Origin of the sequence: Eubacterium sp. An11 (genome assembly GCF_002161065.1) — a bacterium.
Taxonomy (GTDB): Bacteria; Bacillota; Clostridia; order Lachnospirales; family Lachnospiraceae; genus Anaerobutyricum; species Anaerobutyricum faecale.
Window position 1 is genome coordinate 58,042 of record NZ_NFLV01000009.1, and the last position, 21,888, is coordinate 79,929.

The following is a 21,888-nucleotide window of genomic DNA, read 5'->3' on the forward strand; positions in this document are numbered from 1 at the left end:
AACTGTATGCAGATTACTCTGCTGCTTCTTCAGCTGCCTCAGCTGCCGGAGCGTCGCCGCCCTTTTTCTCTGCGATCTGATTGATCACACGGGCAAAGTTGGCGATTGGGGACTGAATGCTTCCCATAAATTTGGCGATAAGTTCGTCTCTTGATGGGATAGTAGCGATCACTTCGATACCTTTTGCATCGTAGTAAGTACCCTCAACAACACCACTCTTTAACTGGCAGACTTTTGCTTTTTTGATGAACTTGGAAACAGTTCTTGCAGCCAGTGTTGCGTCTTCTTTGGAAATTGCAAAAGCGTTAGTTCCTTCCAGGTCTTTTACGATACCCTCGAACTCTGTTCCCTCAACAGCACGTCTTACCATAGTGTTTTTATAAACTTTATAAACCACTCCTGCTTCACGACACTGTTTACGAAGCTCTGTCACATCAGCTACAGAAATTCCACGATAGTCAACAACAACCAAAGATTTCGCACCGTCTAACTGCGCTTTGATCTCGTCAACGATCGGCTGTTTTACTTCAACTTTAGCCATTCTCCTGGTGCACCTCCTTAAAATATTGTGTGTACCGCCGCGACATCCCCTGATGTCTATATGCTTCCGCCGGATCACCTTTTCCCCACAGGCACTCCTTCTCAACAGCGAAGGATGTGCTGCTGTGCTGCTCTTATTGATCGTGTTACTCCTATTAATATAGAAGAAACACTTTCGAAGGCGGATCCCGGTCTTCCGGAAACAAAAAGAAAACTCTCTGTCCAAAGACAGAGAGTGAGAAATATTCACTATCAGAATATAACTTCCTCGGCAGGCGTTCTCACTTTATGCCTCACGGCACCTGCTGTCTTCGGCGTTCATACTCTGGTATACTATCATTCTGTACGCTGTATGTCAAGCACTAATTTTCTTTTTCTGATACTTTTTCTAACGCACCTCGGCCCCAAACGGCATCAGTGCCAGCTTGGCCAGCTTAAAATGCTGCAGGCCGAACGGTATGCCAATGACAGTCACGCAGAGTACCGCGCCAAAGAAAAAATGTTCCAGCGCCAGCACCCAGCCAGATACAAGCAGCCAGATCACATTTACCACAAAAGAAACAGTTCCGCCGCCGTACACCACATCTTTTCCAAACGGGAAAAAACTTAAAGATGCAAACTTAAAACACTGCAGCCCCACAGGGATCCCCACGATGGTAATGCACCAAAGGCATCCCGCCAGGCACCAGGTAATGCCGCTCACCGCTCCTCCGAATATAAACCATAAAATATTTCCCAGGCACCCCATACTATTCCTCCTTTTCCTTTCTTTCATATTTTTCAGCAAATGTATCTTTTACTGAACTCCTCTTGCTGAAACTACTATACTATGGTTCCTCAAAAGAAGGAAGAACGGAGGTTTCCCTGGTTTTACCTGTTTTTAAAATATTTATTGACGCCTTTCACGATGCCTTTGGCTATCTTCTTCTGATAGCTGGCGGAATTCAGCTGCCGGTCTTCTGAAGCGTTGCTCATAAATCCGCACTCGAGAATCACCGTTGGAATCTCCGCCCAGTTGATGGTAGTGTAATAATTGGACCGGATCGTCGCATTGGCCTTTTTCCCTGTGGACTTCGCCACCGCAGAGATCAGGCTGCTGCCCAGACGGCAGGACTTGTTATAAATCTTCTTCCCCACATAGCGGGAACTTGCCGGCACGATGACCAGCGGTCCTTTGGCCCGGGAAGAACCTGCGTTACAGTGAATGCAAATGTGCAGGTTCGCACCGCTCTTGTTGGCTTTCCTGGTCCGCTGCTGATTGGACAGAGGACATTTATTGGTGGTGCGGAGCATGATCACCTTATAGCCGGCTTTTCTCAATGCCTTTCTCGTGGCTTTTGCAATGGCCAGATTAGTTTTATATTCCGGGATACCGGTGCTCACACCGCTGGTGCCGGAAGTGAGCTTCGCTTTGGTGGCGGAAGAGCCCGGCGCCAGACGTTCCCTGGAAGAGATTCCCCTCTCCTGATGACCTGCCGCGATAAAAATTGTTTTTTTCTTTTTCCTGGTGCTTTGGCCGGCGCTGGCATCCACCGTCTGAGAATTCTCTGTTGTCTGCGCTTTTTCCGCTGCCGCTGCGGGAATCGATACCGGCGCAAGCAGGCTTAATATCAAAAGTCCGCCGACTGCCCAACGAAACATTTTTTTCATAAAAATTCCTCCTGTACATATACTTCTCCGCATATTATATATGATACCCCCGTCTTCGTTCAACAACAAATATTTTTAAAAACCATTGACAGATTTTCGTTTCCCCGTTACAATGGGGGCAGTCATATGACTGACGGAACTGTGGAATTGACCACATGAAGTATGACCTTACCAAGCCGACCGTCTGGGCATTTTTGTCTGGACGGCCGGCTCTTTTTGTTTTTTACGAAGAAATGGAGGATCACTATGATATCAGGGAAGATTCATTCCTGGGAATCCATGGGTCTGGTGGACGGTCCAGGCATCCGAACCGTTGTGTTCCTGCAGGGCTGCCGCCTGCGCTGCCTCTACTGTCACAATCCTGACACCTGGGCAAAAGAAGGAGGCACCCTTGAAACAGTTGATGAAGTGATGGCCCGTCTGCGGCGTTTCCGTCCTTATTACGGAACGGAAGGCGGCGTGACATTTTCCGGCGGAGAACCTCTCCTGCAAAGGGAATTTCTGACAGAAATCCTCAGCCGCTGCCGCCAGGAAGGAATTCATACCTGCCTGGACACGGCCGGCTGCGGCGCGGGAGGCTATGAAGAGATATTAAAAAATACTGACCTGGTACTTTTTGATATCAAACATTACACGGAGGAAGGCTACCGCCGTATCACCGGCCGGTCACCGGAAGAATCCCTGCATTTTCTGTCCCTGGTACAGGAAATGGGGATTCCGCTGTGGCTGCGGCATGTGGTGGTTCCCGGTCTCACAGACAACGAAGAACATCTGGAAGGACTTTGGAGCTATATCCAGACGCTCCGGGGTGTACAGCGGGTGGAACTGCTGCCGTATCACACTCTGGGCGTACACAAATATGCCCGCATGCAGATCCCTTACCCTCTTAAGGATGTACCGCCGCAGGATGCCGAAGCACTGACCCGCTGGCAGGAACGCATGAACCCACACAAACCATGCAAGGAAAACAAGGAGGAAAATCAATGAGCATCGATGTAAACTGCACCGCCTGGCAGGGGTTTCGCACCGGAGAATGGCGTCACCTGGTAAACGTACGGAATTTTATTCAGAAAAATTACAGTCCTTACACCGGAGATGAATCTTTTCTGGCGGGCATCAGCCCACGCACGGAAAAGGTCTGGGAGAAAGCCAGTGCCCTGATCAAAGAAGAAATCAAGAAGGGAATCATTGACGTGGACACCTCGACGGTATCCGGCATTGACAATTTTGCTCCCGGCTACATTGACCGGGAAAATGAAGTGATTGTCGGATTACAGACCGACGCACCGCTCAAACGGATCGTCAATCCTTTCGGCGGCATGCGCATGGCCAAATCCGCCCTGGCGGAATACGGCTATCAGCTGGATCCTGACGTGGAAGAAAACTTCAGGCTTTACCGCAAGACCCACAACGAAGGCGTCTTTGACGCTTATCCTGAGAGGGTACGCGCCGCCCGTTCCACCGGTCTGCTCACCGGCCTGCCGGACGCCTACGGCAGAGGACGTATCGTCGGCGATTACCGCCGGGTACCCCTTTACGGCACTGATTTTCTGATCGAATCAAAAAAAGAAGACCTGCGAAATCTTGACGGTCCGATGACCGATGAGCGCATCCGTCTGCGGGAGGAGGTCAATGAACAGATCCGGGCTCTCCAGGCCATGAGCCGCATGGCTGCCCGCTACGGCTGCGATATCACAAAACCCGCAGAAACCGCCCGGGAGGCAGTGCAGAATCTCTACATGGCCTACCTGGCAGGCATCAAGGAAAACAACGGCGCCGCCACAAGCCTCGGCCGCACTTCCACATTTTTAGACATTTACATTCAGAGAGATCTGGACAAAGGTATCCTTGACGAAGAGGGAGCCCAGGAGCTGATCGATCAGTTCATCATCAAGCTCCGCCTGGTCCGCCATCTCCGCACTCCGGAATATAACGAATTGTTCGGCGGAGACCCCACCTGGGTCACCGAAAGTCTGGGCGGCATGGGCACCGATGGCAGAACTCTCGTCACCAAAAATACTTTTCGTTATCTCCACACTCTGACGAATCTCGGCACTGCGCCGGAACCGAACCTGACTGTGTTGTGGAGCCAGAATCTTCCGATGCCTTTTAAGGCATACTGTGCAAAAATGAGCATTGACACCGACTCCATCCAGTACGAGAACGACGACATCATGCGTCCGATTTACGGGGATGACTACTGTATCGCCTGCTGCGTCTCCGCCATGGCCGTGGGATGCCAGATGCAGTTCTTCGGCGCCCGCGCCAATCTGGCAAAGAGTCTTCTCTATGCCATCAACGGCGGCGTGGACGAGCTGAAAGGCACTCTCGTAGTTCCGGGCATTGAAAAAAATACCGAAGAGGTACTGGATTATTCTCATGTGCTCACTGACTATAAAAAAGTGCTTTCCTATGTGGCGGAACTTTACGTGGACGCCATTAACATCATCCACTATATGCACGACAAATACGCCTATGAGGCCAGCCAGATGGCTCTTCACAACACCCTGGTGGAACGGCTGGCCGCCTTCGGCGTCTCCGGTCTGTCCGTGGCGGCAGACTCTCTGTCAGCCATCAAATTCGCCAAAGTCTATCCTGTCCGCAACGAGCAGGGTATCGCCGTGGATTTCCGTGTGGAGGGCGACTTCCCGAAATACGGCAATGACATCGACGCTGTGGATGATATCGCCGTGGAGCTGGTCTCCTATTTCTCTGCGGAGCTGAAAAAACATCCGCTGTACCGGAACGCCATCCACACCCTTTCCGCCCTCACCATCACCAGCAATGTGATGTACGGTAAAAAGACCGGTACCACACCGGACGGACGAAAAGCCGGAGAACCTTTTGCCCCGGGTGCCAATCCGATGCACGGACGGGACATCCACGGCGCGCTGGCTTCTCTGAATTCCGTGGCGAAGATCCCGTACCGGGCCGTATGTCAGGACGGAGTCTCCAACACATTTTCCATCACGCCTCCTGCCCTTGGCAAAAACATGGAAGAACGGACCCGGAATCTCACGGCACTTCTGGACGGCTATTTTGTGCAGGGCGCCCATCACCTCAATGTCAACGTGATGAACCGCGACCTGCTCATCGACGCCATGGAACATCCGGACAATTATCCGACGCTGACCATCCGGGTTTCCGGCTACGCCGTAAACTTCAACCGTCTGAGCCGTGAGCAGCAGATGGAAGTGATCATGCGTACCTTCCACGAGGCAGTGTAACAGCGTGTCGGAAAGAGTTCGCAAAGCTGTGTGATCAGGCATGGCACAAGACAGTTGAAATATTTCGCAAAACTGTGTAACTGCATATACCGGCAAAATGGGAACCGCTTACGATGCGGTTCCCATTTTTATAACTTCATCGGCCACCTGCATGGTGGACTCCCTGTGGGAGATGAGAACAACAGTTATTATCCCCGTCAGCAAAAAAGTATATAAAAAGCAAAAAAGAGGCCTTATCTCTGCACCCTGAAGCACAGACGATAAGGCCGTCTCAAATCATTATTGTAATCAGAAATATATTATGATACAAGCGTCAAAAGGTCATGCGGACCGCGCTTGCGTAGGCATGCATGACTTTAAGAGCGCGGAAGTGCGTCAGCACGTAACGATCCGTGTACATAGGCGTCAAAATACCTTTTGACGCCCTCATCATATTATGGTATTCTTTTTATGTGGAGAGCGGCGGCAGGTCCGCCCTCTCTGCTGTTCCTGACGGCTGTTTTACTCTGCCGTCTCTTTTTTCTTTGGTTTATATTGTTCTTCTCCAGTCTCTATATAAAGAATAAAATCATTAATTTCCTTTTCTGACCATCCAGCCGCACGCAATCCAATTAAAAGTCTCGCAACTTCAGTCATATTCATATCATTCATATGTTCTCCTTTCCCCATCCAGTTCGTCCTGCCTCTCCCTTTTTGGTTATTGTCACACAATACTTATGTGACAATCAGTATTTTACTATATATGATATATCCTGTCAAATTTTTACATTTTTCAACTTGTATTTCTTTCTTGTGTGAAGAGCGGCGGCAGGTCCGCCCTCTCTGCTGTTCCTGTTACAGGAAGTTATCATCCCTGTAAATCTTCCCTCAGATCTTTCAATAACTCATCCAGTTTTATATCCGTTTTTTCTTTACTGTCTTCACTTTCTGCTTCTTCTAATCGGCGTATAATTTGCCTTAACCAGCTTTTAAACTGTAAATCAGTCATACCCATATCTTCCATAATTTCTCCTTTCCCCATCCGGTTCGTCCTGCCCCTTTCCCGTTCAGTCATTGTCATATAATATTTTATAATATATTCATTATACTCTTCCTATACAAATTAATCAATTCCTTTAGAATGAAAACGCACTATTTTAAACCTTTGACTCTCTGCCATTTTCCTGCCCAAAATCCCGAAAACAAGAAAAAGAAAAAGACGGACAACTCCCGCGGCCGCATCTGCGGCCGTGAAAATTGTCCGTCCTGTGTTGTTTTGCAATCGCTGTCTGGAAGCGTTATTATACTAATCTTGCAGTGTTCAGCTTCACGCCAGGGCCCATGGTGGATGTAAGGGTAGCACTTCTGATGTACTGACCTTTTGCAGCCGCTGGTTTTGCTTTGTTGATTGCATCTATTAATGTCTGGAAGTTTTCGTTTAACTGCTCCTCTGTGAAAGAAGCTTTTCCGATTGGCACGTGAACGATGTTTGTCTTATCCAATCTGTACTCAATCTTACCGGCTTTTAATTCCTGAACGGCTTTGGCTACGTCCATGGTTACGGTACCGGCTTTCGGGTTAGGCATTAAGCCTTTTGGTCCGAGGATACGTCCCAGACGTCCTACTACGCTCATCATGTTCGGTGTTGCAACAACTTTGTCAAACTCAAGCCATCCTTCGTTCTGGATCTTCGGAATTAACTCCTCTGCTCCTACGAATTCTGCGCCTGCTGCTGCAGCTTCCTCTGCCTTGTCGCCTTTTGCGAAAACAAGGACACGAACTTTTTTACCAGTTCCGTGAGGCAGTACAACCGCACCACGAATCTGCTGGTCTGCGTGACGTCCGTCAAGACCCATCTTTAAGTGAGCTTCGATTGTCTCGTCAAATTTTGCACTGGCTGCTTTTTTTACGATGGCGATAGCTTCCGGTGCTTCGTATAAATTGGTTTTATCTCTGAGCTTTGCAGCTTCCTGATATCTCTTACCTTTTTTCATCTTAAAAATAACCTCCTGTGGTATTATCGGGAGCGACCCTCCCACTTCGTCAAACTAAATCCTTCAAAATTACAATTAGTCCTCAACAGTGATTCCCATGCTTCTTGCAGTACCTGCAATCATGCTCATAGCTGCTTCGATACTAGCTGCATTTAAGTCCGGCATTTTCATTTCGGCAATCTCTTTGATCTTATCTTTGGAGATAGATGCCACTTTTGTTCTGTTTGGTTCGCCGGAACCGGATTTGATGTTGCAGTATTTCTTTAATAAAACTGCTGCCGGTGGAGTTTTTGTAATGAAACTGAATGTTCTGTCCTGATATACCGTGATTACGACAGGGATGATCAGATCGCCTTTATCTGCTGTTCTTGCGTTGAACTCCTTCGTAAACTGTACGATATTTACTCCGTGCTGACCTAAGGCCGGACCTACAGGCGGTGCTGGAGTTGCCTTGCCTGCCGGAATCTGTAATTTAATATAACCTGTTACTTTCTTCGCCATGATAGCTAACCTCCTATTGTGGTAATTGCGGGAATTTCCCTCCCACTGTCCTGTTCAGACATCTTATAATTTCTTTACGTCTAAAAATCCAATCTCTACAGAAGTCTCCCGACCGAACATATCCACTTCGATAGTCACAGTCTGCTTGCCCATGTTAATGTCTTTAACCTGGCTCACACGACCTTCCCATGCACCGGATACCACCTCGATCAGATCGCCGACTTCCACATCGATCTCAACCTCTTCTTCCGTCTCGGCGATGCCCAGATTTCTCATCTCAGCCATCGTCAGAGGAATCGGCTCAGAGCCCGGACCTACGAAGCCTGTAACGCCTCTTGTGTTGCGGATGACGTACCATGTATCGTCATTCATAACCATATTTACAAGAACGTATCCGGGAAACATTTTTTTGGAAACATTTTTCTTAACTCCGCCCTTCATCTCTACAACTTCCTGAAGGGGAACTCTGACTTCGAATATCTGATCCTGCAGCTTTCTGTTTTCAATTGTCTTTTCAATATTCGCTTTTACTTTATTTTCATAGCCTGAGTAGGTATGGACCACATACCAGTTCAATTCTGACATATATTCACCTTTACCCTTTTGCTAGACAAGAAAATTAATTCCATACTGAAGAACCATATCCAGGGTAGCAATGATGATACCAAGGATTACAGATACCACTGCGACAGTCACTGTCTCGCGAACCAGCCTGTCCTTATCCGGCCAGGTGATCTTTTTGAATTCGGACTGAAGACCACGGAACCATCCACGGATTCCTGCTTTCTTTTTTTCGTCGCTCATGTCATCACTCCTTATAAACGGTTCAACTATTTTGTTTCCTTATGAACAGTATGCTTTCTGCAGAATCTGCAATACTTTCTGGTTTCCAGTCTTTCCGGATGATTCTTTTTCTCCTTCGTAGTATTGTAGTTACGCTGCTTGCACTCTGTACATGCCAATGTAATCTTCACGCGCACAACTTCCACCTCCAATTTTTTAATTATGCGTTTTTCTTTATGCCCGGGACGGTTTCCGCCGCAGTTTCCCGAGACAGCAGATGTCTCTTTCACCAGGCGATCCGTTCCTTACGCTTTTTTAGGCATAAAAAAAAGACCTATTCCATCGCCAGCTTAATATACCATACCCGACGGCCGGAGTCAATCATTTTCTTCTTTTTCATTCAGGAAATTATATTTCAAATGTGAAGCCGTCTATTTTTGTTGTGCATAAACTATCCACAATCTCTTGTGGATTCTGTGGATAATGTGGATAACTTTTCTTTTTCTTGTTGATAAGTCCCTTTTTTCCTCATTCATTGGGCTGTGCACAATTCCCCTGTCAAATGTGGATAACTTCCCGGGATATCCCCCTTTATAAACAAATCTGCCAATTGTCAGAACTCTTTTTTATTTTCTGATAATATCTTACCCCATTTTCCGGGAAATGCAACAACTATTTTCCGTTGACGAAACCGCCCTCCGGTGATACTATTGTGGTACGCAACTCATTATATAGTGTTTTGTTCATTTTATAATTACTATATATTGTGTTTCGTCTATATGACATATTAAAGGAGTTTTACTATATTATGGGAAAACAGATTCAGAAGCGCAACGGCGATCTGGTGCCTTTTGATTCCATCAAGATCTTGAATGCGATTCATCGTGCCAGTACCGCCTCCGAAGATCATCTGACTCCCGCGGATCTTTCTTATTTAACGCAGAAGGTCTGCGATGCCGTGGAGGATGTGGAGATCCCCACCGTGGAACAGATACAGGATATTGTGGAGGCCATGCTGATCCGCTACGATTTCGCGTCCACCGCCAAGGCTTACATTTTATACCGGGCGGAACATGCCAAGATCCGCAGCACCGAGTTTGATCTGATGAATATTTATGAGCGCCTCACTTACTCCAGCGCCAAGTCGGAGAACATTAAGCGGGAGAACGCCAATATTGACGGAGATACCTCCATGGGAACCATGCTCCGGTACGGCTCGGAAGGTTCCAAATATTTCATCACCAACTATGTCCTGCCAAAAGATATCGGAGCCGCTCACACCAACGGAGATATCCATATCCATGATATGGATTTTTATATGCTGACAGAGACCTGCTGCCAGATCGATCTGATCCGCCTGTTTAAAAGCGGATTTTCCACCGGCCATGGTTATGTCCGGGAACCGCAGTCCATCATCACTTATGCGGCCCTTGCCTGTATCGTCATTCAGGCCAACCAGAATGAGATGCATGGCGGACAGAGTCTCCCGAATTTTGATTACGCCATGGCAGAAGGTGTATCCAAGACCTACACCAAAGAATATTTCAAGGCGCTCCGTTCCTTTGTGGAGGTTCGTCTCCGCTATGACGAAGCCAAGGCTGAGACCCTTGAAAAAGTACTTCGCGGCGCGGTGTCCACTCCCCTCAAAATGGGAAAAGAGCATTTGTTTCTGGAAGCCTTCCAAGAGCTTCCTCTGGAAGACAGCCTCAAGGAGAATCTGGAGGAAATGCACGCATTCTGTCTGCAGCAGGCTATGAAGTATACGGAAGAACAGACCCGCCAGGCCATGCAGTCTCTCATCCATAATCTGAACACGATGCATTCCAGAGCCGGTGCACAGGTGCCGTTCTCTTCCATCAATTACGGAACAGACACCTCCCCGGAAGGACGCATGGTCATGCGGAATCTTCTGGAATCCACCATTGACGGACTGGGAGCCGGCGAGACCCCGATCTTTCCGGTACAGATCTTCAAGGTGAAAGAAGGCGTCAATTATAATCCGGGCGATCCCAACTACGATCTGTTCCAGCTGGCCATCGCCACCTCCGCCAAACGGCTGTTCCCGAACTTCAGCTTCATCGACGCGCCGTTTAACCTGGCTTATTATAAGGAAGGCGATCCCAACACGGAAGTGGCGTATATGGGCTGCCGGACCAGAGTCCTTGGCAACGTCCATGATCCGGACAGACAGACTACATACGGGCGAGGTAACTTAAGTTTTACCTCCATCAACCTGCCGCGGCTGGGTATCGAGGCTCACGGCGACCTGGACGTCTTTTATCAGAAGCTTGACGATATGATGGATCTGGTCATCCGCCAGCTTTTGCACCGGTTTAAGATCCAGGCAGCCAGAAAGGTCCGGAACTACCCGTTCCTGATGGCTCAGGGTATCTGGATCGATTCCGAGCATCTCTCCATCGACGATACTGTCGGAGAAGTGTTAAAGCACGGTACGCTGAGCGTCGGCTTCATCGGCCTGGCCGAGACATTGAAGGCTCTCATCGGCAAACACCACGGTGAGAGTGAGGAGGCGCAGCAGCTGGGACTCGCCATCATCGGCCACATGCGCCACAAGCTGGACGAGGAGTCTCAGAAGACAGGATTGAACTTTACCCTGCTGGCCACCCCTGCCGAGGGTCTGAGCGGACGTTTTGTAAAAATGGACCGCAAAAAATACGGCGAGATTCCGGGCATCACGGACAGAGAATACTATACCAACTCTTTCCACGTGCCTGTGTATTATCCGATCAAGGCCTACCGGAAGATCGAGCTGGAAGCGCCATATCACGCGCTGACCAACGCCGGACACATCAGCTATGTGGAGCTTGACGGAGATACCAGCCGGAATCTTCCTGCCTTTGAATCCATCATCCGTTACATGAAAGAGCAGGGCGTCGGCTACGGTTCCATCAATCACCCTGTTGACCGCGACCCGGTTTGCGGGTATACTGGAGTCATTAACGACGTCTGTCCACGTTGTGGAAGGCGGGCCGGAGAATCCATCTCCATTGAGAAGCTTCTGGAACTCCAGAAGAAGTATCCGGACGTCCCGCCCATCAAAAGATAGAAAGGAGCATTTTTATGTTAAATAATAAAACATCTGAAACTACTACAATCGGTAAAAATGTTGACTTTGACCGCATCCGCAGAATCACCGGATATCTGGTGGGAACCATGGATCGTTTCAATAACGCCAAAAAAGCCGAGGAAAGGGACCGTGTAAAACATGGCCTTTGAGTTACGCTTAAGCGGTCTGGTGGAAGAGTCCATCGTGGACGGACCGGGACTCCGTTATGTCGTTTTTGTGCAGGGATGCCCGCATCACTGTAAAGGCTGTCATAATCCCCAGACCCACTCTTTTACCGACGGCTATGTGGAAAGTATTGATTACATTTTTAAACAATACAGACAGAATCCCCTTCTCTCCGGTATCACCTTTTCCGGCGGAGAACCGTTCTGTCAGCCGGAACCGCTGGCAGCCCTGGGCCGCATGGTGCGTGCCACCGGCGGTCATGTGATGACCTACACAGGCTATGTCTATGAAGATCTGCTGGAGATGGCCAAAAAAGATCCTGCCATCGAAAAGCTGCTGGCTGTGACCAATGTTCTGGTGGACGGTCCTTATGTGGAAGAACTTCGCGATCTGACCCTTGAGTTCCGCGGCAGCAGCAATCAGCGGCTGATCACTCTGGATCCGCCGGCGAATGCACAGCAGTAATCTGCAGTATCCGGCGTCCATCTTTCCATTTCCCGGTAGAAGGAGAACACACTTATGGAAACCATACGAATCAAATATTTCTCTGATCAGATTGAGAAATTAACCTACATAGAAAACAAATCAGACTGGATCGACCTGCGGGCTGCCGCAGAGGTCTCATTGAAGAAAGGAGAGTTCGCCCTCATTCCCCTGGGCGTCGCCATGGAGCTTCCGGCCGGTTACGAGGCCCACGTGGTTCCACGCAGCTCTACCTTCAAGAATTTCGGCGTCATCCAGACCAACCACATGGGCGTCATCGACGAATCCTACTGCGGCGACAATGACCAGTGGTACATGCCGGTTCTCGCCGTGCGGGATACCGAGATCCACATCAATGACCGCATCTGCCAGTTTCGGATCATGAAACATCAGCCAGTCATCCACTTTGAGGAAACCAGCGAGCTGCGGCACGCTGACCGCGGCGGCTTCGGCAGCACAGGAAAGGCGTAATATATGTTTAAATCTTTAGGAAATCGAATTACGGATACCAAAGAAGCCGTTTCAGAATATCTGTCTTTTCTGAAACAGCCCGATTTCACTAAAGCACATGCACATAAAAGTTATGTACAAAAGATAAAACCGGAAATGCACGAACTGCATCTCCGGTTTTCTTATTATTTTTACGACCGGTTTCTTCCGGTTCTGTACCCAAGGCACTGCCCGATCTGCGGGCAGGTTCTCCCTTATGGCATCTACGTATGTAAAAAATGTGTGCCAGAACTTCCCTATGTGAGAGAACCGGTCTGCCTGGCCTGCGGAAAACCAGTGGCCTCACCGGAACAGGAATACTGTTATGACTGCCGGATCTTTCCCAAAAGCTTCCGGGCCGGTCTGGCACTTTTTGTCTATAACGAAAAGACTCGTCCGGCTATGGCAGCCTTTAAATATATGAACCGACGTGTTCTCTCCCAGTTTTTTGCCAGGGAAATCTGCGCCCGGCACAAAAATGATATTCTGCGCTGGAAACCGGATCTGCTGGTTCCCATTCCCATCCACAAAAACAAACGCCGCCTGCGGGGATATAACCAGGCGGAGCTTCTGGCCGAAAGTCTCTCTGTCCTGCTGCGCATCCCATGCCAGGGGAATCTGCTTTTAAGAACAGAGGATACCGCTCCCCAAAAACAGCTGCGGCCTCAGGCCAGACTCAACAACCTGCAGGACGCCTTTGCCGTCAATCCGATCTTCCGTGATCAGCTTGCGGATCTGACGACAGTCCTCCTCATTGATGATATCTACACTACAGGAGCCACTATGGAAATCTGCACCCGCATTCTCCACGGCGCCGGAGTGAAAAATATATTTATTTATTCGGTTTGCATCGGACTTGCCAGAGATTAAAGACCCACATCCTCTCTCAGGCAGTCTCTGAGTCCCGTATATCTCTTTTGTTCTGATTCATTGCGGATCATTTGTTCCACCATGGTCTGCCGTCCAATAATAGCCACACACCGCTGCGCTCTCGTCACCGCAGTATAAAGAAGATTCCTGTTACACAGAATGGACGGCCCGCTCAGAAGCGGGAGAACTACCGCCGGGTACTCGCTTCCCTGAGATTTATGGATGGTGATGGCGTAAGCCAGTTCCAGTTCGTCCAGATTGGAAAATGGATATTCTACCTGCCGGTTCTCATCGAAAACCACTGTGAGCTTTTCCGAAAATGTATTGATTTTGCGGATAACGCCCATGTCACCATTAAATACCCCCAGACCTTCCTCCACAGAAAATCCCTTTTCATTGACAATCTTCCATTCGATCTTATAATTATTTTTAATCTGCATCACCTTGTCCCCCTCCCGGAAGACGCCGGCGTGCACTTCTCTCTCCTCTTTATCCGGAGACGCCGGATTCAGATAATACTGAAGCACCTGATTCATGTGTTCCACGCCCAGCTCCCCTTTTCGCATAGGCGTCAGCACCTGAATCTCAAAAGGGTCCACCCCGATATATTCCGGCAGGCGGTTCTTCACCAGATAAATCACTCCCGCTGTCACAGAACGAATGTCTTTCTTCTCAAAGAAAAAGAAATCCCGGTTTCGGTTATCAAGAACGATCTGTTCTCCCTCATTGATCTTGTGAGCATTCAGCACAATCCGGCTGGTAGCTTCCTGCCGGTAAATCTTTGTGAGACGGACCACCGGAAACACTTCGGACTCGATCATATCCTTCAGCACATTTCCCGGCCCCACACTTGGCAGCTGATTAGAATCTCCCACCAGAATCAACCGGGTCCCCGGCAAAACCGCCTTTAAAAATGAATACATTAGAGAAATATCCACCATGGACATTTCATCGAGAATGATCACGTCCGCTTCGATGGGATTCTCTTCATTCTTCTCAAAACGATAGGAATCTCCCTCTTCAATACCTCCGTTTAACTCCAGCAGCCGGTGGATAGTCTTTGCCTCATAGCCGGTGGCTTCTGTCATCCGCTTCGCCGCTCTCCCTGTCGGAGCCGCCAGCACAATCTCCATATCCTCCGCCTCAAAACATCGGATCATCAGGTTGATAGTCGTGGTTTTACCCGTACCGGGACCGCCGGTCACAATGAGAACGCCTTCCGTCAGCGCCTGCTTCACCGCTGACTTCTGCAGTTCATCAAGGGCAATCTTTGTCTCCTCCTCCAGAGAGGCGATCCTTCGCGTCAGCACTGCCTCCTCTGCCGGAAACTTCAGGTCCAGATTATGGAGCATGGCCGCTGTATTTCTTTCCATAAAATAATACGTACTCAAATAAACATGTTCTTCGTCATTCACCACCCGGATCATCAGCTTCTTATTCATCACCAGATTCATAAGATGATCGCCGATGTATTCCGGCGGCATACCAAGCATCTGTCCGGTATTGCGGCAGAGAACCTCTTTGGGCAGATACACATGTCCGGCACTGACACTCTGCTGCAGGGTATAAAGAATCGCCGCACCGATCCGGTGTTCCGAATCCGGCGCAATCCCCGCCCTGGCAGCGATATTATCAGCAATGCGGAACCCGATACCGTGAATATCTTCCGCCAGTTTATAAGGATTCGTCTTGAGAATTTCGTACATTTTATCGCCATATTCCTCGAAAATACGGACCGCCAGATGGTTGGCAATGCCGTAGTCAGAAAGAAACATCATAGCATGCCGCATTTCCTGCTTCTCCTGGAACTGTACAGCAAAATTCATGGCCTTCTGCAAGGAAATCCCCTTGACCTCCGCCAGCCTTTCCGGCTCTTCTTCGATGATACGGAAGGTATCACCCTTGAACTTCTTCACAATGCGGGCCGCCAGCGCCGGTCCGATGCCCCGCACGGCCCCAGAACCCAGATATCGTTCCATCGCTTCCTTATCTTCGGGCTCCTTTACCTGATAAGAAGTCACCTGATACTGCGGGCCATGGGCCGGATGTTCCGTAAATTCTGCCTCCACCGACAGGTATTCCCCTTCATTGATATAATGAAAAGTTCCCACGAGGATTTCATCCCCGTGGGTCGTTTCCAGTTCCAGAACGGTATATCCATTCTCTTCATTATGAAATCGAATATGGCTTACATAACCTTCCAGATGTGCCATCTTTATTTGCCGCCAAGATATTCAATGTACTGACCGGTTCCAATGGCTACCGCCGTCATCGGGTCGTCAGCTGTCATAGTTGTAATTCCGGTCTTCTCCTCAATGAGCTGTTCCAGTCCCTGCAGCATGCTTCCGCCTCCGGTCAGCACAATACCTCTGTCAGAAATATCCGCTGCCAATTCCGGTGGAGTACGCTCCAGCACGCTGTGTACCGCTTCCACGATCTGTGCGGTTGCCTCTCTGAGTGCCTCTCTGGTCTCCTCAGATGTTACGGTCACCGTCTTAGGCAGTCCTGTCACAAGATTCCGGCCGCGCACTTCCATGGAAGCCTCCTCCGCACGTACATAGGCGCTGCCCACCTGAATCTTAATGTCTTCCGCTGTACGGTCACCGATCAACAGATTGTGTTTCTTTCTCATATAGCGGACAATGGCCTCGTCAAAGTCATCTCCTGCCACCTTAATGGAGGTGCTGACAACTGTGCCGCCCAGAGAAATAACTGCGATATCTGAGGTACCGCCTCCGATATCCACGATCATGTTACCGCATGGTTTTGCAATGTCGATTCCCGCTCCAATGGCTGCGGCCACAGGCTCCTCTATGATCTTAACATCTCTGGCACCTGCCGCGTAGGTCGCATCTTCCACGGCCTTCTTCTCCACCTCGGTAACGCCGCTCGGCACGCAGACAGAAATTCTTGGTTTTCTTCCAAAGAGACTCTTTCCCACTGCTTTATGCACAAAGTATTTCAGCATCTTTTCTGTCACGGAATAATCACTGATAACGCCCTGTCTTAAAGGACGAACTGCCACAATATTTCCCGGAGTTCTTCCGATCATCAGTCTCGCTTCCTCGCCAATTGCCTTAATCTTTCTCGTATCTACATCAAAAGCAACTACAGAAGGCTCTTTTAACACAACACCTTTGCCTTTTACATAAACCAAAATACTCGCTGTACCTAAATCAATTCCAATATCCGTAGCCATTGGGAATCTCCTTTCTATATTTATCCTGTCTATCTGAAGCAGAGCCGGAAGGCTCTGTCTGATTTTGTCTGTAATTAATTTGCACACTTATAGTTATTATAAACGAAATGAATCGAATTTCCAATACTTTTTTCAAACTTCATAAAAATGACTGTTTTGTCTTTAATATGTAAGAAAACACGTTACATAAAAAGAGGTATTGAAAGATGCGTTATCTTTCAATACCCATTCCGTGTCTCTTATCGCATGCAGACTCTTATTCTTCCACACCTTTGGATTTGAGATATTCAACGACATCGTTCACAGTCTCAATCTCGCCCAGTTCTTCAGCCGGAATCTCGATGTCATATTCTTCTTCCAAAGCCATGGTTAACTCAAACAGATCCAGGGAATCTGCTCCCAGATCCTCTTTGAAGGAAGTCTCAAGAGTAATCTCATCCTCTTCAACGCCAAGCTGCTCTGCAATAATTTCTTTCATCTTCTCTAACATCAGAAAATATCTCCTTTTTCCTAAAATCACATTTCTTTCGATGCTCAAAGTATACTATTCATACTTTTCTTTGTCAACCTATTTCTTATATGTATCCTTCTCAAAAAAACACAAAAATTTTCTTCCCGCAATACGCAAAAATCCACCTTTTCCTCTTTCTTTCTCATTCTTGACAAATTTATTGCCTCTCATATATAATGAGAATGATAACGATTATTACTATTAATTACAGAGGAGATGATTCCATAATGACTGCTCCAATGAAGAAAAGCCGGCAGAGAGAAGCTATTCTGCAGTGCGTCCTCTCTCACCACGATCATCCGACGGCTGACACAATCTACATGGAGGTACGAGAGAACTTTCCCAACATCAGTCTGGGGACGGTATACCGTAATCTTTCTCTTCTTACCAAAATCGGAAAAATTAAAAAAATCTCCTGCGAAGACCGCACCGACCGCTTCGATGGTCTTGCCAGGCCGCATTCTCATTTTATCTGTGATTCATGCGGATGCCTTCTGGATCTTCCTTATTATCCGGATGCGTCCCTGTACGGTCAGCTGAACGAAAACTTTGACGGAAAAATCACTGAATGCAGCATCGTTTTCCGCGGCGTGTGTAAAGATTGCATGTCCAAGTCCTGACACAGCCCACAAAGCTGTCCCGGAGAATGAAGGCTATCTCAAAAGAAGCCGGAAAACTAAAATTTATTATTGATTTTTATTCCGAAATATTGTAGAATAGACAGGTCAGTTCAGACAAGCTTCCTTGGCTCAGTTGGTAGAGCGACGCATTCGTAATGCGTAGGTCGCCGGTTCAAGTCCGGCAGGGAGCTTATTTTTTTTACTCTTTTTCTCTTAACCAATGCATTTTTTACACTTTCCCATTTTATTTTTTATGCTATATTTTTATGTTCACTTTAAATATTTATAATATTTACATATCCATTATCTGTATTTACATTATTAATTTGCGCACTTAATATTCATATATATTATTTATTTTTCATAATCAAGTGACATGTATATCATGGCACCACTTTTCCCTTACAGGTAATATTTTCCTGTTCCCTGTCGAAAAAAGGAAAATTTTATCAAGGAGGCATTTCCATGAAAGTATCAGATGAAAAATTAAACCGGTTCATCAGCAAACACATGTTAGATTATCGGCTCCGACATTCTCTCTCCCAGGAAGGCATGGCAGAACAGCTGAATATCGCGCCCCGCTGCTATCTGGAACAGGAAAATGGCAGATGCGGCTTTTCCGGCCAGACCGTCTGTCACTTCATAGCGGTTCTCTCTGATAAAGAAGCTTTCGCCTTTATTTCCGATTTGAGAAGTGTGTGGGATGAAGACAAGCCCTCTACCTGACTGACCAGGCAAAAAAGCGGCATCGATTCCGGAACAGCCGAAATCGATGCCGCTTTTTTGCCATATGAACGATATAGATTATTTGATCCTCACACCACCACGCCGTTAATGTTCATGTCATCATCGGAAGCACCGCTGCCGTAATCCAGCTTATCGTACTGAGCCTTTACGGTCTCCCACGGGAGAGTCTCGTGTTCCTCTTTCAGATAAGAAATGATATCCGCAATGCCCTCGCCGGTAAAGGCGCTGGTGTAAAAAATCTTTTTGCAGCCTGCCAGGCGCAGCCACTCTGCAGCCTGCTCCGGGTCTCCTGCCCAGTGATCGCATTTGGTCACAATGCCCACCACCTCACGGTTGCTCTGGGAGGTACAGTTGGGCGGATACAGCGAAAACGGCTCCGTGGCGCTTATGAGAAGCCCTATCACATCGGATTCTGCTCCATATACCGCCAGAGAACCGCCGAGTCTTTTGGTTTCCGCATATTCTCCCGGTGTGTCTATGATCACATCATAGTGATTGACGTACTGCGTCTTATGATAAATGATTTTCTTTCCCTTCATTGCCTGTGTGAGTGTGGTCTTTCCTGACTCGCTCCGCCCCACAAACATTATCTTCCTCATGATGTCCGCTCCTTTTCCAAGCAGTTATTATTGCCGTCTTCCCGGCGGTCTTTTCCATCGTATCATCGTGCCCGTACACCGTCTCATCCCGTCAGGACTTCAGCTCTTCTTTTTTACGGTATTTCACCATATTGATACTGCTCCAGATCTGCACCGCACGGCCGCCGTACACCAGCTCATAAGCCACATACGAAAGCATCAGGCCTGTGAAAACATCCACGACAGAATGCTGCTTTACGAACATGGTAGACAGAATGATCAGCACGGTCGTAATCAAAGAAGCATATCGTATTCCTTTTTTGCCGGCAAGATTCTCACTGTCCCTGACTGCCAGATAGATGCCGACAGAATTATACACATGAATACTCGGAAGTACGTTGGTGGAAGTATCCACACTGTAAACAAATCTGGTCAGCTGTGTAAATATGTTATTGTCCGCAAAGCTGTCCGGCCGGATGTCGAGACCGTTGGGATAAATCCAGGAAACCAGCAAAAATACGGTCATCCCTATCATACCGAAATACATCAGACGGCAGAATTCTTCTTTCTCACAAAAAAGGAAATACAATCCCGGTCCGGCGATGTACACAAACCAGAACAGATACGGAATGATAAAAATTGGTATAAATGGAATATGCTGATCCAGCGGAGAACTGATGATATGCAGATGCTCGAGCCTTATGTTTTCAAGATAGCGAAAAACCGCCAGATAAAAAGGAAAATACAACAACAATAAAACATGTTTATTCTGATTTAATTTGTCTCTCATAAAAATCACCTTCCGGGTTATACTGTGCTGACTCGTTCACGATGTGTGCAGGCACCTCCTGAGAAAATGCCTGCACACACCGCTTATTGATAAATTATTTATGATAAACAGTACCGCATCTTCCATCGTTCGTCAATTCTTTTTCGGCAAGTTCATACTATCTTAATAACTTCATGCTGTTCTTAATAATTCCGTAAGTTTACCCACGCCCGGAAGAGATTTGCATCCTCTCCGGTTTAGTTGAGATAACCACGACGGTTTTTATCCGCATTATCGTTCTTCTGAATCTTAATCTCAGGGATATGATACACCGCGCAGATTTTTTTGATGGTTTCCTCCAGCTCTTTCATGGCCATCGGTACACAGATGGTCTTATAAAGACTCATCATGCTTTCCATATCCGGCACTTCCCCTTTCGGCTCATCTTTATCCGCATAAGTGCTCACCTGTTCCAGATACAGATACAGCGGATGCAGCGGAGAGCCGACCATCACCTTGCTGATGACCGTTCCCACAGAGTCCGCTTTCAATTCTTTCGGAAGCTTGATCTGATTGTTGACATTCACCTGAAGGTTCAGTTTTGTATTTGGTCCCATCTCGTTGCGAAACTCACATTTGACGATTCTGATTCCTTTTAAGTCTAAATTCATTATAGTATAGTCCTTTCTTGAAAAAATTATATGTTGAAAAATATACTGCCGTGCTTATTCTCCTTTGGATTCCTCTTCCCGGGATTCTTTTATCCTTTCTTTCAGGGCTTCCAAAGAAAAACGGTAGCGTGCGGAAGTCATGGTCGGATTGCCGAGAATCCGGATTCTCAGGCGCTTTCTTCGACGTCTGTGCATCTGCGTTTTTCCTTTCCGGAGCTTTTCCAGCTGTTCGAGGATCATATTCAGACGCTCCTTCAGTTCACCCAGCTCTTCCTTCTGGGCATCCGTGAGAATATCTATCTCCATAACACTCTGCTTCAGTTTATTATATCGAAGTTCAAGGCCTTTGTAAATCTCTCCGGCCTTATCTGCTGCAGGATTATTTTCCACAAAATCCCGCCAGCTGTCATCCAGACAGGCAATCACCACATCGGCACGTTTTCTGAGACGCAGCACTTCTTCCCGGAGATTCTCCATCTTTTCCAGCATATTCCGCAGGTCCAGCGCCTCTTTTACAGAGTCCACGACATCCAGCACAAAAAAGGCAGAGATAACGCCGGAGACAATGTGCAGCGGCAGCGCAGGCACCATTTCCAGAAAAGAAAGAACAGCCGGATGAATCAGCTCATTCATCAGCACTGTAAAACAGCCCCACAAAATAGTGGACGCTAGGCAGATATATCCCCTGTAATTGAAACGCCGGGCAGAATAGTCCCAGTATTTGATCTTAAAAATGCTCTCCATGACCACGCCGGTCGCCAGTTCCAGGAGGGTAGCTCCCACTGCCCCCGCAAAATAGGTCAGAATCAGATTCGACCGGAACGGTTCCGACACAAACAGCATCATCACGGCACCTCCGCCGTAAATAGGCAGGAAAGGTCCCATCAGAAAACCGCGGTTTACCCATTTTTTTTCTTTGAATGATACGTAGGCAGATTCAAAAATCCAGCCAAAAAAGCTGTAAATATAAAAAAATATCAGCCACTCATATAAGGAATACTGTCCAATCATTATTCTGCTCTCT

General features: G+C 47.8%; 26 protein-coding genes, 1 tRNA gene, 1 riboswitch and 1 other annotated feature. Of the genes, 10 read left to right on the top strand and 17 right to left on the bottom strand.

Features of this window, described 5'->3' with window-relative positions:
- Window positions 1-13: 13 nt before the first annotated feature.
- From rplJ to B5E53_RS08820, 3 genes are all read right to left on the bottom strand, one after another.
- Window positions 14-541, bottom strand: a complete 528-nt coding sequence (rplJ, locus tag B5E53_RS08810) for a 50S ribosomal protein L10 (protein WP_087314197.1) — start codon at window positions 539-541, stop codon at window positions 14-16.
- A gap of 197 nt (window positions 542-738) precedes the next feature.
- Window positions 739-873, bottom strand: a sequence feature (ribosomal protein L10 leader region).
- 55 nt (window positions 874-928) lie between these two features.
- On the bottom strand, window positions 929-1,288 hold the full coding sequence (locus B5E53_RS08815; protein ID WP_087314199.1) for a YccF domain-containing protein: 360 nt from the start codon (window positions 1,286-1,288) through the stop codon (window positions 929-931).
- Between the two features lie 122 nt (window positions 1,289-1,410).
- Window positions 1,411-2,190: an N-acetylmuramoyl-L-alanine amidase gene (locus B5E53_RS08820; RefSeq protein ID WP_162611868.1), complete on the bottom strand. Its 780-nt coding sequence runs from the start codon at window positions 2,188-2,190 to the stop codon at window positions 1,411-1,413.
- A 116-nt stretch (window positions 2,191-2,306) separates the two neighbouring features.
- Window positions 2,307-2,387: riboswitch (ZMP/ZTP riboswitch) on the top strand.
- A 49-nt stretch (window positions 2,388-2,436) separates the two neighbouring features.
- On the opposite strand from B5E53_RS08820, the gene pflA reads away from it, so the two are divergent.
- Together pflA and pflB are read left to right on the top strand one after the other, a co-directional pair.
- Window positions 2,437-3,177, top strand: coding sequence for a pyruvate formate-lyase-activating protein (gene pflA / locus B5E53_RS08825; protein ID WP_087314203.1), 741 nt, complete (start codon window positions 2,437-2,439; stop codon window positions 3,175-3,177).
- On the top strand, window positions 3,174-5,417 hold the full coding sequence (pflB, locus tag B5E53_RS08830; RefSeq protein WP_087314205.1) for a formate C-acetyltransferase: 2,244 nt from the start codon (window positions 3,174-3,176) through the stop codon (window positions 5,415-5,417). Before pflA ends, pflB begins: the two co-directional genes overlap by 4 nt.
- A gap of 501 nt (window positions 5,418-5,918) precedes the next feature.
- On the opposite strand, the gene B5E53_RS19225 is transcribed toward pflB, so the two are convergent.
- The 7 genes from B5E53_RS19225 to rpmG form a co-directional block, all read right to left on the bottom strand.
- The gene (locus B5E53_RS19225; RefSeq protein ID WP_162611863.1) at window positions 5,919-6,086 is read right to left on the bottom strand and encodes a hypothetical protein; all 168 of its coding nucleotides are present in this window, start codon (window positions 6,084-6,086) and stop codon (window positions 5,919-5,921) included.
- Between the two features lie 178 nt (window positions 6,087-6,264).
- Window positions 6,265-6,438, bottom strand: a complete 174-nt coding sequence (locus tag B5E53_RS19230; RefSeq protein ID WP_162611869.1) for a hypothetical protein — start codon at window positions 6,436-6,438, stop codon at window positions 6,265-6,267.
- A 259-nt stretch (window positions 6,439-6,697) separates the two neighbouring features.
- Window positions 6,698-7,390, bottom strand: coding sequence for a 50S ribosomal protein L1 (gene rplA / locus B5E53_RS08840; RefSeq protein ID WP_087314209.1), 693 nt, complete (start codon window positions 7,388-7,390; stop codon window positions 6,698-6,700).
- A 75-nt stretch (window positions 7,391-7,465) separates the two neighbouring features.
- Complete coding sequence (gene rplK / locus B5E53_RS08845) at window positions 7,466-7,891, bottom strand: 50S ribosomal protein L11 (RefSeq protein ID WP_087282129.1); 426 nt, start codon at window positions 7,889-7,891, stop codon at window positions 7,466-7,468.
- A 63-nt stretch (window positions 7,892-7,954) separates the two neighbouring features.
- A complete protein-coding gene (gene nusG / locus B5E53_RS08850; protein ID WP_087282131.1) occupies window positions 7,955-8,476 on the bottom strand; it encodes a transcription termination/antitermination protein NusG in 522 nt (173 codons plus the stop codon).
- A gap of 21 nt (window positions 8,477-8,497) precedes the next feature.
- Window positions 8,498-8,695: a preprotein translocase subunit SecE gene (gene secE / locus B5E53_RS08855; protein ID WP_087314211.1), complete on the bottom strand. Its 198-nt coding sequence runs from the start codon at window positions 8,693-8,695 to the stop codon at window positions 8,498-8,500.
- Window positions 8,696-8,721: 26 nt separating this feature from the next.
- Window positions 8,722-8,871, bottom strand: a complete 150-nt coding sequence (gene rpmG, locus B5E53_RS08860) for a 50S ribosomal protein L33 (RefSeq protein ID WP_140401472.1) — start codon at window positions 8,869-8,871, stop codon at window positions 8,722-8,724.
- Window positions 8,872-9,482: 611 nt separating this feature from the next.
- Between rpmG and B5E53_RS08865 the strand changes: the two genes are divergently transcribed.
- The 5 genes from B5E53_RS08865 (at window position 9,483) to B5E53_RS08880 (ending at window position 13,769) form a co-directional block, all read left to right on the top strand.
- Window positions 9,483-11,741, top strand: a complete 2,259-nt coding sequence (locus tag B5E53_RS08865; protein ID WP_087314213.1) for an anaerobic ribonucleoside triphosphate reductase — start codon at window positions 9,483-9,485, stop codon at window positions 11,739-11,741.
- Between the two features lie 14 nt (window positions 11,742-11,755).
- Window positions 11,756-11,911, top strand: coding sequence for an anaerobic ribonucleoside-triphosphate reductase (gene nrdD / locus B5E53_RS19965; protein ID WP_140401473.1), 156 nt, complete (start codon window positions 11,756-11,758; stop codon window positions 11,909-11,911).
- A complete protein-coding gene (nrdG, locus tag B5E53_RS08870) occupies window positions 11,901-12,392 on the top strand; it encodes an anaerobic ribonucleoside-triphosphate reductase activating protein (RefSeq protein ID WP_087314215.1) in 492 nt (163 codons plus the stop codon). Before nrdD ends, nrdG begins: the two co-directional genes overlap by 11 nt.
- Before the next feature lie 54 nt (window positions 12,393-12,446).
- Window positions 12,447-12,881 (top strand): dUTP diphosphatase, encoded by a 435-nt coding sequence (locus B5E53_RS08875; protein ID WP_087314217.1) that lies wholly within the window; start codon window positions 12,447-12,449, stop codon window positions 12,879-12,881.
- A gap of 135 nt (window positions 12,882-13,016) precedes the next feature.
- On the top strand, window positions 13,017-13,769 hold the full coding sequence (locus tag B5E53_RS08880) for a ComF family protein (protein WP_162611870.1): 753 nt from the start codon (window positions 13,017-13,019) through the stop codon (window positions 13,767-13,769).
- On the opposite strand, the gene B5E53_RS08885 is transcribed toward B5E53_RS08880, so the two are convergent.
- The 3 genes from B5E53_RS08885 to acpP form a co-directional block, all read right to left on the bottom strand.
- Window positions 13,766-15,982 carry an ATP-dependent RecD-like DNA helicase gene (locus tag B5E53_RS08885; protein WP_087314221.1) on the bottom strand — a complete coding sequence of 739 codons (2,217 nt, stop codon included), beginning with the start codon at window positions 15,980-15,982 and terminating at the stop codon, window positions 13,766-13,768. The genes B5E53_RS08880 and B5E53_RS08885 overlap by 4 nt on opposite strands.
- 2 nt (window positions 15,983-15,984) lie before the next feature.
- Window positions 15,985-16,968, bottom strand: coding sequence for a rod shape-determining protein (locus tag B5E53_RS08890; RefSeq protein ID WP_087314223.1), 984 nt, complete (start codon window positions 16,966-16,968; stop codon window positions 15,985-15,987).
- 256 nt (window positions 16,969-17,224) lie between these two features.
- Window positions 17,225-17,458: an acyl carrier protein gene (gene acpP, locus B5E53_RS08895; protein WP_087314225.1), complete on the bottom strand. Its 234-nt coding sequence runs from the start codon at window positions 17,456-17,458 to the stop codon at window positions 17,225-17,227.
- A gap of 248 nt (window positions 17,459-17,706) precedes the next feature.
- Here acpP and B5E53_RS08900 point away from each other — a divergent pair, with 248 nt between their 5' ends.
- The 3 genes from B5E53_RS08900 to B5E53_RS08910 all read left to right on the top strand — a co-directional run bounded on the left by B5E53_RS08900 (window position 17,707) and on the right by B5E53_RS08910 (window position 18,825).
- Complete coding sequence (locus tag B5E53_RS08900) at window positions 17,707-18,099, top strand: transcriptional repressor (RefSeq protein ID WP_087314227.1); 393 nt, start codon at window positions 17,707-17,709, stop codon at window positions 18,097-18,099.
- A gap of 118 nt (window positions 18,100-18,217) precedes the next feature.
- A tRNA-Thr gene (locus B5E53_RS08905) sits at window positions 18,218-18,290 on the top strand.
- Between the two features lie 274 nt (window positions 18,291-18,564).
- Window positions 18,565-18,825, top strand: coding sequence for a hypothetical protein (locus tag B5E53_RS08910; RefSeq protein ID WP_087314229.1), 261 nt, complete (start codon window positions 18,565-18,567; stop codon window positions 18,823-18,825).
- An 89-nt stretch (window positions 18,826-18,914) separates the two neighbouring features.
- Here B5E53_RS08910 and B5E53_RS08915 read toward each other — a convergent pair whose 3' ends face one another.
- The 4 genes from B5E53_RS08915 to B5E53_RS08930 form a co-directional block, all read right to left on the bottom strand.
- Window positions 18,915-19,445, bottom strand: coding sequence for a EutP/PduV family microcompartment system protein (locus B5E53_RS08915; RefSeq protein WP_087314231.1), 531 nt, complete (start codon window positions 19,443-19,445; stop codon window positions 18,915-18,917).
- A gap of 91 nt (window positions 19,446-19,536) precedes the next feature.
- Window positions 19,537-20,214, bottom strand: a complete 678-nt coding sequence (locus B5E53_RS08920; protein ID WP_087314232.1) for a phosphatase PAP2 family protein — start codon at window positions 20,212-20,214, stop codon at window positions 19,537-19,539.
- Window positions 20,215-20,450: 236 nt separating this feature from the next.
- Window positions 20,451-20,864: a hypothetical protein gene (locus B5E53_RS08925; RefSeq protein WP_087314234.1), complete on the bottom strand. Its 414-nt coding sequence runs from the start codon at window positions 20,862-20,864 to the stop codon at window positions 20,451-20,453.
- Window positions 20,865-20,918: 54 nt separating this feature from the next.
- Window positions 20,919-21,875: a putative ABC transporter permease gene (locus B5E53_RS08930; RefSeq protein WP_087314236.1), complete on the bottom strand. Its 957-nt coding sequence runs from the start codon at window positions 21,873-21,875 to the stop codon at window positions 20,919-20,921.
- Window positions 21,876-21,888 lie beyond the last annotated feature (13 nt).

What these genes read in the sequence shown, in the direction of transcription:
- B5E53_RS08890 (WP_087314223.1), bottom strand. Translation starts at nt 16,968, where the DNA reads ATGGCTACGGATATTGGAATTGATTTAGGTACAGCGAGTATTTTGGTT.
- B5E53_RS08915 (WP_087314231.1), bottom strand. Translation starts at nt 19,445, where the DNA reads ATGAGGAAGATAATGTTTGTGGGGCGGAGCGAGTCAGGAAAGACCACA.
- B5E53_RS08920 (WP_087314232.1), bottom strand. Translation starts at nt 20,214, where the DNA reads ATGAGAGACAAATTAAATCAGAATAAACATGTTTTATTGTTGTTGTAT.
- B5E53_RS08925 (WP_087314234.1), bottom strand. Translation starts at nt 20,864, where the DNA reads ATGAATTTAGACTTAAAAGGAATCAGAATCGTCAAATGTGAGTTTCGC.
- rplA (WP_087314209.1), bottom strand. Translation starts at nt 7,390, where the DNA reads ATGAAAAAAGGTAAGAGATATCAGGAAGCTGCAAAGCTCAGAGATAAA.
- secE (WP_087314211.1), bottom strand. Translation starts at nt 8,695, where the DNA reads ATGAGCGACGAAAAAAAGAAAGCAGGAATCCGTGGATGGTTCCGTGGT.
- B5E53_RS19225 (WP_162611863.1), bottom strand. Translation starts at nt 6,086, where the DNA reads ATGGGGAAAGGAGAACATATGAATGATATGAATATGACTGAAGTTGCG.
- B5E53_RS08900 (WP_087314227.1), top strand. Translation starts at nt 17,707, where the DNA reads ATGACTGCTCCAATGAAGAAAAGCCGGCAGAGAGAAGCTATTCTGCAG.
- rplJ (WP_087314197.1), bottom strand. Translation starts at nt 541, where the DNA reads ATGGCTAAAGTTGAAGTAAAACAGCCGATCGTTGACGAGATCAAAGCG.
- pflA (WP_087314203.1), top strand. Translation starts at nt 2,437, where the DNA reads ATGATATCAGGGAAGATTCATTCCTGGGAATCCATGGGTCTGGTGGAC.
- B5E53_RS08880 (WP_162611870.1), top strand. Translation starts at nt 13,017, where the DNA reads ATGCACGAACTGCATCTCCGGTTTTCTTATTATTTTTACGACCGGTTT.
- B5E53_RS08885 (WP_087314221.1), bottom strand. Translation starts at nt 15,982, where the DNA reads ATGGCACATCTGGAAGGTTATGTAAGCCATATTCGATTTCATAATGAA.
- B5E53_RS19230 (WP_162611869.1), bottom strand. Translation starts at nt 6,438, where the DNA reads ATGGGGAAAGGAGAAATTATGGAAGATATGGGTATGACTGATTTACAG.
- pflB (WP_087314205.1), top strand. Translation starts at nt 3,174, where the DNA reads ATGAGCATCGATGTAAACTGCACCGCCTGGCAGGGGTTTCGCACCGGA.
- nusG (WP_087282131.1), bottom strand. Translation starts at nt 8,476, where the DNA reads ATGTCAGAATTGAACTGGTATGTGGTCCATACCTACTCAGGCTATGAA.
- B5E53_RS08930 (WP_087314236.1), bottom strand. Translation starts at nt 21,875, where the DNA reads ATGATTGGACAGTATTCCTTATATGAGTGGCTGATATTTTTTTATATT.
- B5E53_RS08865 (WP_087314213.1), top strand. Translation starts at nt 9,483, where the DNA reads ATGGGAAAACAGATTCAGAAGCGCAACGGCGATCTGGTGCCTTTTGAT.
- B5E53_RS08875 (WP_087314217.1), top strand. Translation starts at nt 12,447, where the DNA reads ATGGAAACCATACGAATCAAATATTTCTCTGATCAGATTGAGAAATTA.
- rplK (WP_087282129.1), bottom strand. Translation starts at nt 7,891, where the DNA reads ATGGCGAAGAAAGTAACAGGTTATATTAAATTACAGATTCCGGCAGGC.
- B5E53_RS08815 (WP_087314199.1), bottom strand. Translation starts at nt 1,288, where the DNA reads ATGGGGTGCCTGGGAAATATTTTATGGTTTATATTCGGAGGAGCGGTG.
- B5E53_RS08910 (WP_087314229.1), top strand. Translation starts at nt 18,565, where the DNA reads ATGAAAGTATCAGATGAAAAATTAAACCGGTTCATCAGCAAACACATG.
- acpP (WP_087314225.1), bottom strand. Translation starts at nt 17,458, where the DNA reads ATGTTAGAGAAGATGAAAGAAATTATTGCAGAGCAGCTTGGCGTTGAA.
- nrdG (WP_087314215.1), top strand. Translation starts at nt 11,901, where the DNA reads ATGGCCTTTGAGTTACGCTTAAGCGGTCTGGTGGAAGAGTCCATCGTG.
- nrdD (WP_140401473.1), top strand. Translation starts at nt 11,756, where the DNA reads ATGTTAAATAATAAAACATCTGAAACTACTACAATCGGTAAAAATGTT.
- B5E53_RS08820 (WP_162611868.1), bottom strand. Translation starts at nt 2,190, where the DNA reads ATGAAAAAAATGTTTCGTTGGGCAGTCGGCGGACTTTTGATATTAAGC.